The organism is Actinoalloteichus hymeniacidonis, from assembly GCF_014203365.1.
Classification (GTDB): domain Bacteria; phylum Actinomycetota; class Actinomycetes; order Mycobacteriales; family Pseudonocardiaceae; genus Actinoalloteichus_A; species Actinoalloteichus_A hymeniacidonis.
Genome location: NZ_JACHIS010000001.1, coordinates 5326478 through 5341141, shown reverse-complemented (window position 1 = coordinate 5341141; position 14664 = coordinate 5326478). Strand labels below are relative to the sequence as shown.

15 protein-coding genes are annotated in these 14664 nt (G+C 68.1%); 11 read left to right on the top strand and 4 right to left on the bottom strand.

Translation table 11 applies throughout. The annotated features are described in order from the left end of the window. Positions 1-337 precede the first annotated feature (337 nt). The 5 genes from BKA25_RS22480 to BKA25_RS22460 all read left to right on the top strand — a co-directional run bounded on the left by BKA25_RS22480 (position 338) and on the right by BKA25_RS22460 (position 3300). Positions 338-496, top strand: coding sequence for a hypothetical protein (locus BKA25_RS22480; RefSeq protein ID WP_172803730.1), 159 nt, complete (start codon positions 338-340; stop codon positions 494-496). Between the two features lie 61 nt (positions 497-557). Beyond that, positions 558-1127, top strand: a complete 570-nt coding sequence (locus BKA25_RS22475) for a PH domain-containing protein (RefSeq protein ID WP_069846860.1) — start codon at positions 558-560, stop codon at positions 1125-1127. Between the two features lie 49 nt (positions 1128-1176). Next, the gene (locus BKA25_RS22470) at positions 1177-2046 is read left to right on the top strand and encodes a PHP domain-containing protein (RefSeq protein ID WP_084643556.1); all 870 of its coding nucleotides are present in this window, start codon (positions 1177-1179) and stop codon (positions 2044-2046) included. Positions 2047-2145: 99 nt separating this feature from the next. After that, on the top strand, positions 2146-2958 hold the full coding sequence (locus BKA25_RS22465; protein WP_069853283.1) for a RecB family exonuclease: 813 nt from the start codon (positions 2146-2148) through the stop codon (positions 2956-2958). Positions 2959-3009: 51 nt separating this feature from the next. Beyond that, a complete protein-coding gene (locus tag BKA25_RS22460; RefSeq protein WP_172803731.1) occupies positions 3010-3300 on the top strand; it encodes a hypothetical protein in 291 nt (96 codons plus the stop codon). Positions 3301-3390: 90 nt separating this feature from the next. Here the strand turns inward: BKA25_RS22460 and BKA25_RS22455 are convergent, their stop codons facing one another. The 3 genes from BKA25_RS22455 to BKA25_RS22445 all read right to left on the bottom strand — a co-directional run bounded on the left by BKA25_RS22455 (position 3391) and on the right by BKA25_RS22445 (position 7306). Then, the gene (locus BKA25_RS22455) at positions 3391-4335 is read right to left on the bottom strand and encodes an alpha/beta fold hydrolase (RefSeq protein ID WP_157420953.1); all 945 of its coding nucleotides are present in this window, start codon (positions 4333-4335) and stop codon (positions 3391-3393) included. Positions 4336-4430: 95 nt separating this feature from the next. Continuing rightward, the gene (locus BKA25_RS22450) at positions 4431-5639 is read right to left on the bottom strand and encodes an Rv3212 family protein (protein ID WP_069846862.1); all 1209 of its coding nucleotides are present in this window, start codon (positions 5637-5639) and stop codon (positions 4431-4433) included. 53 nt (positions 5640-5692) lie between these two features. Further along, complete coding sequence (locus tag BKA25_RS22445) at positions 5693-7306, bottom strand: DEAD/DEAH box helicase (protein WP_236750484.1); 1614 nt, start codon at positions 7304-7306, stop codon at positions 5693-5695. Positions 7307-7729: 423 nt separating this feature from the next. Here BKA25_RS22445 and BKA25_RS22440 point away from each other — a divergent pair, with 423 nt between their 5' ends. Both BKA25_RS22440 and BKA25_RS22435 read left to right on the top strand, forming a co-directional pair. After that, positions 7730-8416: a ferritin-like fold-containing protein gene (locus BKA25_RS22440; RefSeq protein ID WP_069846866.1), complete on the top strand. Its 687-nt coding sequence runs from the start codon at positions 7730-7732 to the stop codon at positions 8414-8416. A gap of 177 nt (positions 8417-8593) precedes the next feature. Then, complete coding sequence (locus BKA25_RS22435; protein ID WP_069846868.1) at positions 8594-8824, top strand: DUF3107 domain-containing protein; 231 nt, start codon at positions 8594-8596, stop codon at positions 8822-8824. A 101-nt stretch (positions 8825-8925) separates the two neighbouring features. On the opposite strand, the gene BKA25_RS22430 is transcribed toward BKA25_RS22435, so the two are convergent. Next, the gene (locus tag BKA25_RS22430) at positions 8926-9567 is read right to left on the bottom strand and encodes a TetR/AcrR family transcriptional regulator (RefSeq protein WP_069846869.1); all 642 of its coding nucleotides are present in this window, start codon (positions 9565-9567) and stop codon (positions 8926-8928) included. A 301-nt stretch (positions 9568-9868) separates the two neighbouring features. Here BKA25_RS22430 and BKA25_RS22425 point away from each other — a divergent pair, with 301 nt between their 5' ends. The 4 genes from BKA25_RS22425 to moeZ all read left to right on the top strand — a co-directional run bounded on the left by BKA25_RS22425 (position 9869) and on the right by moeZ (position 14564). Further along, on the top strand, positions 9869-11053 hold the full coding sequence (locus BKA25_RS22425; protein ID WP_236750485.1) for an alpha/beta fold hydrolase: 1185 nt from the start codon (positions 9869-9871) through the stop codon (positions 11051-11053). 4 nt (positions 11054-11057) lie between these two features. Next, entirely contained in the window at positions 11058-12155 is a 1098-nt protein-coding gene (locus tag BKA25_RS22420; protein WP_172803732.1) for a DUF3152 domain-containing protein, read from the top strand. A gap of 64 nt (positions 12156-12219) precedes the next feature. Continuing rightward, on the top strand, positions 12220-13272 hold the full coding sequence (locus BKA25_RS28505; RefSeq protein ID WP_069853287.1) for a DUF3152 domain-containing protein: 1053 nt from the start codon (positions 12220-12222) through the stop codon (positions 13270-13272). A 122-nt stretch (positions 13273-13394) separates the two neighbouring features. Then, positions 13395-14564 (top strand): adenylyltransferase/sulfurtransferase MoeZ, encoded by a 1170-nt coding sequence (gene moeZ, locus BKA25_RS22410; RefSeq protein WP_069846876.1) that lies wholly within the window; start codon positions 13395-13397, stop codon positions 14562-14564. Positions 14565-14664 lie beyond the last annotated feature (100 nt).

Below are 14664 nucleotides of genomic sequence, written 5' to 3'. Positions count from 1 at the left end.
GACGGTGGTGAAATCCGCGTTCGGCCTGCTCTCGGACCGATTCCAGTCGACCGATCAAGATCACTTAGTGCTACAACCGGGCGATCGACCGATTGGGTGAGTGCGATGCAGCCAGCGATCTCAACGACCCATGTTGACCGGCGGTGGATCACCCGTGTGACAGATCGTCCGTATAGTTCACCCGGATCGCCCATTGGCACGGAGCGTAATCAGGTTCAGGCTGGTGTGCGAATTCCCGACCCAAGCGCGGGACATGTCTGCCGGCGGGCGGCAGAGTGCGGTACAACGGATCAGCAGGCGCCTGCAGTGGTGCAGCTAGCAGACGGGGATGGTCGTCGTGAACCTCAAGAAGATCCTCATGTTCGCTGGGATCGCTTTGCTCCTCTTTTTCCTGATCAGCCGACCCGACGAGTCCGCCAACATGGTCCTAGGCATCCTCGCCACGCTCCAAGGCGCAGCCGAGTCGATCATCACGTTCGTTCAGAATCTGTTCTGAGCAAGTCGAAGCACCGGCTCCGTCGAGCCGGTGCTGACTTGGAGCGAGGAGTCGTTGCACTGTGCTTGCACCCAGAGATCCAGACGAGTATCTGCTCGAAAGCGAGCGGCGCGTCATCAGAGTGCGCAGGCACTGGGCGAGCATGCTGTGGGACATCTTCGAAGCCACGGCACTGCTCGTCGGTTTAATGCTGATCTCCAGCCTGATGCCCGAGGGATCTGCTCTCGTGCAGAACATCCTCTGGTACGCCGGGCTGGTAGTGGTCCTCAGATTCTCCTACTACGTGATCGAGTGGTGGGTCGAGCGGATCGTGGTGACCGACAAGCGCTTCATGCTGACCACGGGGGTCTTCGAGACCAACGTGGCGATGATGCCGGTCACCAAGGTCACCGACCTCACCTTTCGCCGCACCCTGATGGGGCGGTTCTTCGGGTACGGCACGTTGGTGATCGAGTCGGCCGGTCAGATCCAGGCCTTGAACAAGGTCGATTACTGCCCGAACCCGGAGGAGATCAACGATGCGATCTCCGAACTCGTCTTCGGCGACAAGAAGGCCCAGACCGAACGCTTCTCGATGATGAAGGCCCGTCGGGCGGCACTGGGTCGTCGTCGGGTCGGTGCTCGGCGGTGACTTCGACCGAAGCACCGTGTCTCCAACGCATCTGAACGACACTGTCGTGGTGCGCATCGACCTGCATACCCATTCGAACGCCTCAGACGGCAGCGACACCCCGGAGGAACTGGTTCTGGCGGCAGCCCGAGCCGGCCTCGACGTGGTGGCGTTGACCGACCACGACACGACTGCGGGTTGGGAGCGAGCCGCTGCCGCCCTGCCGCCAGGGTTGCGGCTCGTTCCCGGCGCGGAACTGTCGTGCGGTGCGCTCGACGAGACGGGTAGGCCGGTCACGGTGCACCTGCTGGCCTACCTGTTCGATCCGGCAGCGCCCGAGATCATCGCCGAACAGAGTCGATTGCGGGCCGAACGTCGGAGCCGGCTGCGGCTGATGGCGGAGATGATGGTCGAACAGGGCCACCCCATCGATGTGGATGAGCTCTTCGACGCCCTACCGCCGGACGCCCCCGCAGGCAGGCCGCACCTGGCCAGAGCGTTGATGCGTGCCGGGGTGGTAAGCAGCGTCAACGAGGCGTTCGATCGTTTCCTCGGCACCGGCGGCCGGTACCACCTGCCGCGTGCCGATACCCCGGTCCGCACCGCGGTCGAGATGATCCGCCGCGCAGGCGGCGCGACGGTGTTGGCCCACCCCTTCGCCAGAAGTCGTGGACCGGTCGTGCACGCCGACACCATCGTCGAACTCGCAGGCGAAGGCCTCGCGGGCATCGAGGTCGACCATCCCGACCACGACCCGGCGACACGGCTGGAGCTGCGCGAACTCGCGACCGAACTGGACTTGGTGATCACCGGATCGAGTGATTACCACGGGACGAACAAGACGTTGCACATCGGCCAGGAGACCACCGACCCGGAACAGTTCGATCGCTTGATCGGGCAGACCAGCGGCAGCATGGTGCGGATCGGCCTCGAACGGTGATCGAGTCGTCGGCCTAGGTCGCCGATTGGTCACGGTCCCGCCCACAGCCCGCTTGATCCGGCTGGCTACGGTATCGGGGTGCAGTTGGGCCTGGAGGGAATGCCGAGCAGGCTGGTACGGGTCACTCCGGCCAGGTTGGCCCGCTGGGCGGACTGTCCTCGCCGTTATCGACTGACCTATCTGGATCGTCCCTCGCCCCCGCGTGGTGGTGCCTGGGCACACAGCACGCTCGGCGCCGTCGTGCACAACGCGCTGCGAGAGCTCTTCATGCTGCCCGGCACCGAGCGGACGCCCGCTCGGGCCGAGGCGGCGGTTCGCACGCATTGGAAGAGCGACGGCTTCCGCGATGCCCAGCAGGCTGCCGAGTACCGCGAGCGGGCCCAGAACTGGGTCGCCGACTACGTCGAGAGCACCGATCCGGAGCTCGAACCCATCGGGGTGGAGCGCTGGGTCTCGGCCCCCACCGAGACGACCATCGTCGAGGGCCGAGTCGATCGCATCGACGACCGTGCGGGCGAACTGGTGGTGGTCGACTACAAGACCGGCAGGCACGGGATCTCGCTGGCCGATGCCAAGGACTCGCCTGCGCTGGCCCTGTACGCGTTGGCGGTCGGGCGCAACCTCCGCAAGGCGTGCCGCCGGGTGGAGTTGCACCACCTGCCCACCGGAACGGTGCAGGCCTGGGAGCATGACGAGTCCTCGATGGCCGAACACCTCGCGGCGGCCTCGGCGGCCGCGCAGGACATGCAGGCCGCCACGGACGAACTGAGCACCGCCAAGGCCAAGGACGCGGACCGGTTGTTCCCGACCCGCGCCGGGCGGCGGTGCTCGTGGTGTGAATTCCGATCGAGTTGTGCCGATGGCAGAGCGGCGGCACCCAGCATCGAGCCGTGGGCGCTACTCCGGCCGTGAGCGGATGATCGGACGATCATGGTGATGACAGCGGGTTCTAAGACGGTGAAGATGACCGAGCAAGCGAGCACGGCGGGCAAACTGCTGCGCGGAGTGAGTGGTGCGTTGACGGCGGGTCTCGTCGTCTTGGCGATCACCTTGGTCATCGCACAGGTGATCGCGGGCAGAGCAGGTCATCCGGGGCCCGGCATCCTGATGGTCGTGGTGCATCTGAGCGCCGCGATCGTGGCGGTGCTGCTGCAGCGTGCCTCCGACCACAGCCGTCGTGGGATCCGTTGGCAGGGACCGCTGTTGATCCTGCTACTGGGTGCGCTGCTGTTCTGGTTCGCTTGGTGGCAGTGAGGCGACCGCGCGGCGGAGGTGCGTGAGCCCGTCTCCACGAGGCTGCTCTACGCACCTCCGAACGACCCCCCGCCCGGCCGCCGGTCACGATCAGCTCACCGGGTCGATGGCCCTGGACTCGGTGGCGGCGTCGACCGCGCCGTCCGCCGACGGGAGCCAGCCTTCCCAGGCCGCCGACAGCACCCGCAGCAACGCCGAGGGATTCTCGGTGTTGGCGCTGTGCCCCGCGGACTCGATCAGTTGGAAGTCGACGTCCAGCCGCCGGGCCATCTCCCGTTGGGCCTCGACCGGCCACGCATCGTCGTCCTCCCCGCAGACGACCAAAGCGGGCGTCGCGGAGCGGGCCAGCGCCGTCGCGAGTTCGGCGACGCGATCGGGTTCGTGCCGCAGCCCATCGGCCATGCCCAGCAGACTCGCCGGTGCCGATGCCAGAAAGCGGTCTCGCAATAGCTTCCGTAGCTCGGCGGGTTGCTCGTCGGACTTGGGGGACGCGGTGTCCTGCGCTTCCCGGAGTCGCTGTGCCGCCTCGATCCCGTGTTCCAGCAGGATCGGTTCGCCCGCGTCGAGGATCTTTCGTCGGGTGCCCTCGGGCAGCTCGCCGGGGCCCGAGCTGAAGAGCACCAGTCCCGTCACCGACGCACCGGCCAGGATCGCGGCCCTGGCGACCAGCCCGCCGTAGGAGTGCCCGACGAGGATCAGCTCGCGCCCGTCCTCCCGGACCTCCTCGATGAGCTTGGCGACCACCTCGCCCAAGGGGCCGGGCAGATGATCGGTTCGGTCGGGCAGCCCGGGAGACTCGTACTGGCCGGGCAGGTCGATGGCGATCACGTCGAAGCCGGCTGCGGCCAGCGGATCGATCAGTGGCGCGAAGTCCTCTTTCGAGCCGGTGTACCCCGGGACCAGCAGCACGGTCGCTCTCGGCGTGACATCGGCTGCCGGGCGGTGTCGCAGCGCGACCAATTCGCCTGCGCCGCCGGGGAACACGACGCGTTCGGCATGGTGTGCGGAGATCTGAGAAGAGACAGGCGAACTCACAGCCCGAGTCTGCCCGATCCGCGCGGCCGGCGGGAGGGACCCGGGCGAGGGAAGCCGCCAGCCGCCGACCCGAGTGCTGCGTCGAGCCGCGAGGTTCAGCGCAAGGCCACCAGCGTGTCGCCTCGTTGTTCCAGCACCATCGGCCCGATCGAATCCATCGTGACCTCGTCGGAGTACCCGCCTCGGTCGACGGGCAGCTCGCCGAGCCAGTCGCCGCTGGTCGGATCGAGTACGGCGAGGCCATCCGGTACCGGAACGAGCAGGCTGCCCGCGAACAGCGTTCCGGAGCCCAGGGTGCCCGGCATCGTCCACTGCACGGACGCATCCTCGTTGGACAGGGCGATGGTCGAGGTGCCCGTGTACCAGAACGTCTGATGATCGGTGGTCGTCGTCAACGGAATCCGGCGTGCCTGGGCAGTCGGCTGCACCTCGCCATCGGCCAGCGGCAGCTCGCCTACCTGGGTGCCATCGGAGTCGAAGGTGATGATCCTGGGCGGGTCGACCGTGGCGATCACGGCGTGCGCGTCGGTGACCGCCACCAGCGTGGCATCCTGCTCGTCGAGCGAGACGCTGAAGACCTCTTCGGGCTCGTCATCGTCATCGGGACGGGACAACAGCACGGTCAGCCGGTCGGCGGTGTCGTCCCCGCAGCGCTCGATGACGGCCAACCTGGCATTGCCGGTGGCGAAGGAACGCTGGTCGCAATCGGTCCGAGGCTGCCGCTCCGGGTTGACCGGGGCGGGGACCTCCCCGTATTGCAGGGTGCGAACGAGATTGGAACCCCACACCTCGGTGAGGCGCTCCCCGACGGCGGCCAGATAGGTGCCATCGCCGATCAGTCGGGTGCCGACCTCGGCGTCGGTGTTGCGTTGCGGTCCGCGTTGCCCGGTATCGCCCTCCAACGAGGTGACCTCGCTGCAGTTACGCGTCTTGCGATAGACGGTGACGGCGCGGTCCCACGCCGCGCCCACCGTGCACAGCGGCAGATCGCGGCGGTAACTCCACCGCTCCGCTCCGCTGAACGGGTCGAGTCCACGGACGGTGCCCTCCGCACCGACGACTACCGAGGGGCCCGCCACCGCGGGATGGTCGGTGGCAGGACTCGGTTCGCTCCATACCTCCCCCAACGAGGGCGGCAGTGAGCTGGGTGCGGCCGGGACCACGGCCGCCTCCGACGCCGTGCGCAGGGTGGTCGCCCGCAGATCACCGGTGTGCCAGAGCGTGGCACCCACCACCACTGCGGCCACCGTGATCAGCGCGACCGCGAGTAGGTCGACCTTCGTCCGTCGTTCTGGTCGAACCATCTCCCGCTCCGGCTGTCTCGTCGAGGAGGCGGTCTTGTCCCGCGCCCGGAACCCTAGTCTGCCGGGAGCTCCGCATCTGCCTCGACGCCGGTGCCGCTCGCGGCGTCGGTCTGCCCACCGCGCCTACGCCGCCTGCGTCGCCGCGACCGTTCCGGAGAGGGGGAGTCGGGCCCGACGCTGTCCGACCGGGTCTCGACGCCGGTCTCCTTCTGCTCCTCGACCGCGACACCGCCTCGGGTGCGTCGCCGGGACCGGCTACGTCGCGGCGCGCTGCGCGGGATGTCCTCGTCGCCAGCATCGGAGCTCGTCGACTCCGTGGTGGCCTTCCGAGTGCGCGAACCGCTGCGCTTCTTGCCGCGACGCCGATCTCCGGAGCTCAGCTCCTCCACCGGCTCGGCGTTGAGCCCCTCCCTGGTCCGCTGGCCGAGGGGAAGCCTGCCGCTGACGGACTCCGGGATGTTGATGTCGGCGTAGAGGTGCTCCGAGGTGGAATAGGTCTCCACGGGGGCGGGGATGCCGAGCTTGAGGGCATCGTCGATGAGCTTCCATCGCGATTCCTCGTCCCAGTCGACCAGGGTCACCGCGACGCCCTCGCGTCCCGCCCGACCCGTTCGGCCGATCCGGTGCACGTAGGTCTTCTCGTCGTCGGGGCACTGATAGTTGATGACGTGGGTGACCCCGGCGACGTCGATGCCTCTGGCCGCCACGTCGGTGGCCACCAGGATGTCGACCTTGCCCGAGCGGAAGGCCCGTAGTGCCTGCTCGCGGGCGCCCTGGCCGAGGTCTCCGTGCACGGCGGCGGCGGCGAACCCACGCTCGCTCAACTCGTCGGAGATCTTCTGCGCGGTGCGCTTGGTCCGGGTGAAGATCATGCTCAGGCCCCGATCGGCCGCCTGCATGACCCTGGCCAGCAACTCCACCTTGTCCAGGGCGTGCGCCCGATAGACGAACTGACGGGTCCGCTCGTGGACCGCGCCCGCGTCGACCTCCTCCGCCCTGATGTGGGTGGGCTGGGTGAGGAAGGTGCGGGCCAAGGTGATGATCGGGCCGGGCATGGTGGCGGAGAACAACATCGTCTGACGCTGGTCCGGGACCATGCGCAGGATGCGCTCGATGTCGGGAAGGAAGCCGAGGTCGAGCATCTCGTCCGCCTCGTCCAGAACGAGGTTGCGGACCTTGCCCAGCACCAGGTGACCCTGTTCGGCCAGGTCGAGCAGTCTGCCCGGCGTGCCGATCACGATGTCGACGCCGGTGCGCAATGCCTGGATCTGGGGCTCGTACGGCCGACCGCCATAGACGGAGAGGGTCCGAACGCCCAGGTGCTTGCCTGCGTCGTTGATGTCGCGTGTCACCTGCAGACACAGTTCGCGGGTCGGAACCACCACGAGCGCCTGCGGGGTGCCGTCGCCCGGTAGTTCGGCCCGCTGGAGAAGCGGGATGCCGAAGCCCAGGGTCTTGCCGGTGCCGGTGCGTGCCTGCCCGATGACGTCCTCGCCCTGCAGAGCGAGGGGCAGGGTGAGCTCCTGGATGGCGAACGCACGTTCGATCCCGGCTTCGGCCAGCGCACGGACGATGTCGGGGTGCACGCCCAACTCGGCGAAGGTGGACGCCTCAGCGGGGGTCTGTGCGGCAGGCTGCAGCGGGTGGGAGGAATCCTCGCCGGACACACCCGTCTGGCTGTGGTCCAGTGCTCTCGGATCTGTGCCGTCGTTCTCGGCCTCGTTGCGCTCATTCTCGGTGCGTGTTGTCAGGGGGATCGCCTCTCTCGTACCAGCGCGCACGGCCCTGGTGAAGCCCGCTCGACCGTCGCCGACACGTCTGAATAGTCTCTTTCGTGCCTGGCGCGGGAGGGCCGAGACGACAGTGCGCGCGCCCTTTCGCGTGACGGTTGACCGCCATCGCTTGTTCCTGCAGGACGGCCCGTTGCTGCCTCTCGCGACGCCCGACCCATCCGATGGGCCGATAGCTGCGTGGCGAACTGCCTCTGCATCGCACCCCAGCCTACCTGGACATCCCATGCCGATGAAGCATCAGCCGCGCTGCGGTCTCGCAGGTGTGACGCAAGCCCTCCGATGGCTAGGGTGCAAGGCATGACCGAGGCTGATCAACAGGCGGTACCCGCGAGTTCACTGGATCCGGCGATCCCCGAGGGTGCCCTGGACCTGCTCGGTGTGATCGCCTACGGCGAGTTGTCGGCCTTCGACCGACTCGCCGAGGACTCCAGGATCGCGCCGACGCTGGAGGGACGCGCCGCACTGGCCAGCATGGCCGCCGCCGAGATCGGGCACTTTCGCACTCTCGACGCGTACCTGGCCGAGCGCGGGCACTCGCTGACGCTGGCCATGCGCCCGTTCACCGAGCCCATCGACCGCTTCCACGCCTCGACAGCACCCAAGTCCTGGCTGGAATCGCTGGTCAAGGCCTACGTCGGTGACGGCCTCGCCGCGGATTTCTACCGCGAGATCGGCAATCTGTTGGATTCACCGCTCAAGGAACTCGTGCAGGAGGCCCTCGTCGACACGGGGTTGTCGGAGTTCGCCGAGCGTGAGGTGCAGGCGGCGTGTGCGGCGGATCGAACCGTGCGGGACCGATTGACCCTCTGGGGACGGCGGTTGCTCGGTGAGGCGGTCACTCAGGCGCAGTACGTGGCTGCCGAGCGGGACGGGCTCACCGAGCTGATCATTCGCGGCAGCGGCGACCTGGCGGGGATCGGCGCGTTGTTGCGCAGGCTGCAGAACAGCCACACGAAGCGGATGGCGGCGCTGGGCTTGGGCTAGCCCGCCCGCCGACCTGTGGGTCGACACACCCCGATGTCGACGGATTGGTGCTCGACCGGCGGACCTGGGGAGATCGTCTCCCCGCGTGCCCACCGGCGGTCGGGGCAGCACGGTCGCCGGGTCCAACTGGACTAGCCTGGCTGGGAAACCCGTGTATTTCGACGACCGGAGGTCGGCGTGGAGGTAAAGATCGGCGTCGCGGACAGCTCTCGGGAGCTGGTCCTGACGAGCTCGCAGTCGCCGGATGAGGTGGAGAAGCTCATCACCGAGGCACTGGGTGACAAGCGGACCCTGCTCACCCTGTCGGACGAGAAGGGTAGGCGATACATGGTCCCGACCGAGCGCATCGCCTACGTCGAGATCGGCCCGAGCGACGCGCGACGAGTCGGCTTCGCGATCAGCGGCTGACCCAGGCACGGTGACGGCCGCGAGGCAGCAGCTTCCATGCCGCGCGGTCCTCACCGCCAGCCTCGACCGCGTTCGGACAGCGCCCCGGGGGGCTCCGCCTGTTAGGCCTCGGCCTGCTGCAGCGGGAAGCCGCCGATGCCGCGCCACGCGAGGCCCGCGATGAGCGCCACGGCATCCTCTTGGCGTAGTGCGCGGCCGTCGTTCAACCAGTAGCGGGCCGTGACCTGGCTCAATCCGGCCAGTCCGACGGCGAGCAGTCTGGCGCTCTCCTCGTCGAGCCCCGCATCGGCGGTCACGGCTCTGGTGATCGTCTCGACACATTGCGAGGTCGCGTTCTCGATGGCCTTCTCCACCGCCGGTTCGCCGCGCAGGTCCGATTCGAAGACCAAGCGGTAGGCGTGCCCCTCGCCGTTGACGAAATCGAAGTAGGCGGCCACCGCTGCGTGGACCCGCAACTTGTTGTCCGTTGTCGAGGCGATGGCCTCGTCGAGCCGGTTGACCAACTCTTCGGCCTGCGTCTCCAACAGGGCGAGGTAGAGGTCGAGCTTGCCGGGAAAGTGCTGGTAGAGGACTGGCTTACTCACTCCGGCCCGCTCGGCGATCTCGTCCATGGCCGCAGCGTGGTACCCGTTGGCGACGAATACATGCTGGGCGGCGCTGAGGAGCTGTGCTCGTCGCGCGGTGCGCGGTAGCCGCACTCCACGTGCGGTGCCCTCGGTCTCCTGCGGCGCCGTCTCGGTCATTTCTGTGCCTCCCGACAGTTCGTCCCCCCGGCAGTGCAGTTTGACTGACTCGACAGGGTGTTCGTTCCAGACCTCCGGCGTTTTCGGGCGGGTGTCGGAACCACCTGACCGTACTCGTCAGTAGCTCACCTTGGGTAATGGCAGGGGTGTTCGTGCAGGCCCAGGGGTTACCGAGGCCCGACAACAGCGGTTTCATGGTCGTCGACGAAGTGGTCCGACCCCGGGTCGCACGCGCGGGGCCGTGGCGAGATCGAGAGCGATTCGGGATGAGCGGACGGACATCCTCCCGCATGCTGGAGGGGTGACACCGTCGAATCCACCTCGGGCCACGGGGCAGTCGCAGGCAGCGCAGCGGCAGGCGACGCGTGGTGCGGCACGCGCGCTGCGTCGGCCGAGTTTCGTGCCGAGACGGGTTCCGCCTCGACCGGACCTCACCTGGGTGCCGATGTCGGACGCGGCGCTACCACCACTCGATCTCAATCAGCGGCCGTGGCCGGGCCGGACGATCCGCGTCGACGGCACGCCCATTCATGTCCGCGAGACGCCCGCCGAGAACCCGGACGCCGAGACGGCGGTGTACCTGCACGGGCTCGCCGGGTCGGCGTCGAACTGGACGGATCTCGCCGGGTTGCTGCGGGTCCAGATGAGCGGTGTCGCGGTGGACCTCCCCGGCTTCGGCCGGTCGGCCCCGCCCGACGGGTTCCGGTACACGCCTGCGGCCCACGTCCGGACGGTGGTCCGGTTGTTGGAGAGCCGGGGTGGCAGGCCGGTACACCTGCTGGGCAATTCCTTCGGTGGACTGGTCGCCTCGATCGTCGCGGCCGCCCGCCCCGACCTCGTGGCCACGCTGACGTTGATCTCGCCTGCCGTGCCGGATCTACGGCCGAGCCCAGACCGATTGGCCGACCCGCGCTTCCCGCTGTCCTACCTGCCGTTCGTCGGCAAGCCCGTGCGGCGGGCGCTGGCCGCGATGACCCCGCTGGCGCGGGCGGAGCAGATGATGCGGCTGTGCTTCGCCCGACCGGACCGGGTGCCCAAGCACCGGCTGGAGGAGGCCGCTGCCGAGATCGCCAGGCTCGGCCGCACCTCGTGGGCCGGGCCCGCGCTGGACCGGACCACGACGGCGATGATCCGGTTCTGGCTCACCAGGGGCGACCGCTCGTTGTGGCGGGTGCTGCCGAGAGTGGCCGCACCCACCCTGGTGATCTGGGGCACAGAGGATCGGTTGATGAGTGCCCGCAAGGCCCTGCGGACCGCGACGGCGCTGCCGAATGGGCGCTTGTTGATGCTGCCGTTCACCGGTCATGTCGCACAGATGGAGCGACCGGTATTGGTGGCCAAGGCCGTATTGGGCATGGTTGCCAATCCGTGGCCGACGTCGCCGCAGGTAGAGAAGCACTCCGCAGCTCTCGACGTGGGCAGGTTGGCCGACACGCCGGTCGGCGGCGGCGATGGATGGGGCCGTTCCGGCGATATGGCACTCTGATTCAGTGCCGTCGACCTCGCAGGGATCACGTCGCGACGCCGACCCTCGCGGTAGGCCCGTCGCGGCGAAGTCCTCCGAACCTCGGCGCCGTGCCAGGCCCGGTCAGACCGGGCGTGCGGACGGCGTATCGGAGGGTGGTTCCGCCGATCTCGAGCCGCTGGCGGCCTCCTGGCAGCCCGCAACGGGCCACGGACGTCGTGCGGCGGAGGAGCCGGAGAACCCGTCCGGATTGCGTGGGTTGCACACCCGGTTCGGCTGGCGGCTCTATGCGCTGCCGCTGCTGTTGGTGCTCACCGTCGTCGTGGTGTTCGACGTGGTGCGTACCCCCGCCGAACCACCTGCCAACGCGGGCGGTGCCGATGGGGCGCCCGTCGATGCCGGGGGCGGTCCGTCGCCTACCGAGCCGACGGACGGGCCCATCTCGTTCGAGCCGGTCGACGTGGAGATCGGCGCAGCCCAGCTCCCGGAGGGCGACGACTTCCCGGCGACGGGTTCCGGCGAGTTCCGCGTGCTGCCCGGTTCCACCGAGGTGATCGGTGAGGAGGGCGCGCTGCACACCTACACCGTCGAGATCGAGGACGGGATGGAGGTGGAGATGGACGAGGAGGCGTTCTCCGCATCGGTGGATCAGACGCTGGCCGACCCTCGCAGCTGGCCCGGGCTGGGCGGGGTCACGATGCAGCGGACCGACGATCCGGGAGCCGAACCCGATCTTCGTATTACGCTGGCCTCCCAGGAGACGACCTCGGCCGCCTGTGGCGAGATAATGCCCTTCGAGGTCTCCTGCCTGGTGTCGGACGACGGCGGCGATCGGGCTTACCTGAATGCGGCGCGTTGGGCCCGAGGTGCACACTCTTACGAGTCGAATCTCGCGGACTACCGCCAATACATGGTCAATCACGAGGTCGGCCATCATCTCGGTCTGCGTCATGTCGCCTGCGGGACCGACGGCGAGTTGGCGCGGGTGATGATGGACCAGACGGTCAGCTTGGCCGATGATGATCTGAGCCTGTTGGGCGAGGCCGGTGACATCGACGGGGATGTGCCTGCCGAAGGTGCCGTGTGCAGACCGAATGCCTGGCCGTTTCCCGTCATCGACTAGTTCGAACGGACCAGCGTGGTTGTCAGGTCGGGGGACCGTGCACGCAGACGAGAGAGAGGAAGCCGTGGCCTCGACCCAGCGGCGACCAAGCGGACGCCGGGACCGGCGTGGTGACCGTCGAACCTCGGCGGAGCCACTGGCCGCCGACTGGCGTCCCGACGTAGAGCGGTCCGCGCGCGATCGGGACGTCAAATCCCGCGCGCAGGAGGAAGCCCGTGGGCGGCGGGGTCTGCTGGCCGTGTACGGCTGGCGGCTCTACGCGTTGCCGTTGCTGTTGGTGCTCTCGCTGTTCATCGTGCTGGACGTGGCTCGTAGCCCGGCGGCTCCGCAGGGCGACGTCGCACTGGGCAACGCCGGACAGGGCCGGAACGAGCCGGCCGAGGACGCCACGCCGCCGGAGAACGGGGAGGCCGGGTCCGCGCCCGATCCCGCCGTCAACGAGGCGATGCCTGGAGCGCAGTTCGATCCCTCGATCATCGCGGCCGAACTGCCGGGCGGCGGTCCGTTCCCCGAGACCGGCAATCGCAGCTATCGGGTCCTACCTGGCACGACCGAGATGCTCGGAGTGGCCACCGGCGACACCTACGACTACACCGTCGAGGTCGAGGACGGGCTCAATGTTCCCGTCGATGAGGACGGTTTCTCGACGATGGTGCAGGACACACTGTCCGATGAGCGCAGCTGGATCGGCAACGGCCACCCCGACGTGCAGAACATCGGGATCCGGCGGGTCGACGAGACTTCCGGGGTCGTCCCCGATTTCCGGGTGATCCTCGTCTCGCAGTCCCTGGCCGAGGAGCGTTGCAGCGGCGGCGTCGAGTACGAGGCTTCCTGCCGGATCGAGGAGATGGTCTACCTCAACGCCGCCCGCTGGGTGCGCGGCGCCCGCGACTTCCAGGGCGAGACCACCCGCTACCGGCAGTACCTGATCAATCACGAGGTGGGACACGCCCTCGGTCGCCGCCAGCACGTGCCCTGCGCGGTCGACGGCGATCCCGCGCCGATCATGATGCAGCAGAGCTGGAGCCTGTCCAACGACGTGCTCGCCCAGTTGTCGCCGCAGGCCTACGTCGCCGATGGCAAGGTCTGCGAACCCAACGGCTGGCCCGCGCCCTGAGCGATGCTTCTGCCTCGGCAGTCGGCAAGCCGTCCTAGATGCTGGGAGCGGAATGTCGTGGGCCGGTTACCGCGTTGTATAAGCAGCAGAAGGTGTGTGCGCTTATCCGAGGAGGACCGCCGATGCCAGGGCCGTCACTACCCCCGCTGGTCGAACCTGCGGAGGAGTTGACCAAGGAAGAGGTCGCGCGCTACAGCAGGCACCTGATCATCCCCGATGTCGGGATGACCGGGCAGAAGCGGCTGAAGAACGCGAAGGTGCTCGTGGTCGGCGCGGGCGGGTTGGGCAGCCCGGCGCTGCTCTATCTCGCCGCCGCAGGCGTCGGCACGCTCGGCATTGTCGACTTCGACGAGGTCGACGAATCGAATCTGCACCGGCAGGTGATCCACGGTCAGTCCGACATCGGGCGGTCCAAGGCCGAGTCGGCAAAGGACTCCATTGCGGAGATCAACCCCTTCGTGCAGGTCAATCTGCACAAGGTGCGGTTGGACTCCTCCAATGCCCTGGACATCTTCCGGGACTACGACCTGATCCTGGACGGCACGGACAACTTCGCCACCCGGTATCTGGTCAACGACGCCGCGGTGCTGTTGGGCAAGCCGTACGTGTGGGGGTCGATCTTCCGTTTCGAGGGCCAGACGAGTGTCTTCTGGGCGGAACACGGCCCGCAGTATCGCGACCTCTACCCAGAGCCCCCGCCGCCGGGAATGGTCCCCTCCTGCGCGGAGGGCGGCGTGCTCGGCGTGTTGTGCGCCTCGATCGGCTCCATCATGGTCAACGAGGCCATCAAGCTGATCGTCGGCATCGGCGAGCCGTTGCTGGGCCGATTGATGGTCTACGACGCGCTGGAGATGAGCTACCGCACCATCAAGATCCGCAAGGACCCGGCGGCGGAGCCGATCACCGAGTTGATCGACTACGACGTGTTCTGCGGTGTGGTCTCCGATGACGCGCAGCAGGCGGCGGCCCGGCACACGATCACTCCGCGTGAACTCAAGGAGCGGTTCGACGGCGGCGGCGAGTTCACCCTCGTCGATGTGCGGGAGCCGCACGAGTTCGAGATCGTCCGCATTCCCGGTTCGGTGTTGATCCCCAAGGATCGGATCCTGTCCGGTGACGCGCTCGCGGAGCTGCCGCAGGATCGGCCGATCGTACTGCACTGCAAGTCGGGTGTCCGGTCGGCGGAGGCGTTGGCGGCGCTGCATCGGGCCGGTTTCGCGGATGCGGTGCACGTCGGTGGCGGTGTGCTGGGTTGGGCGCGTGACGTGGATCCGAGCCTGCCCACCTACTGATCCCCGAACGGTTTCGCGGTCGGGGCCGTCGATCATCGGCGGCCCCGTCCTGTGTTCGGGACTGACGCGTCGTGCCTGTGTGTGAGCCCGGTAGCGTCCC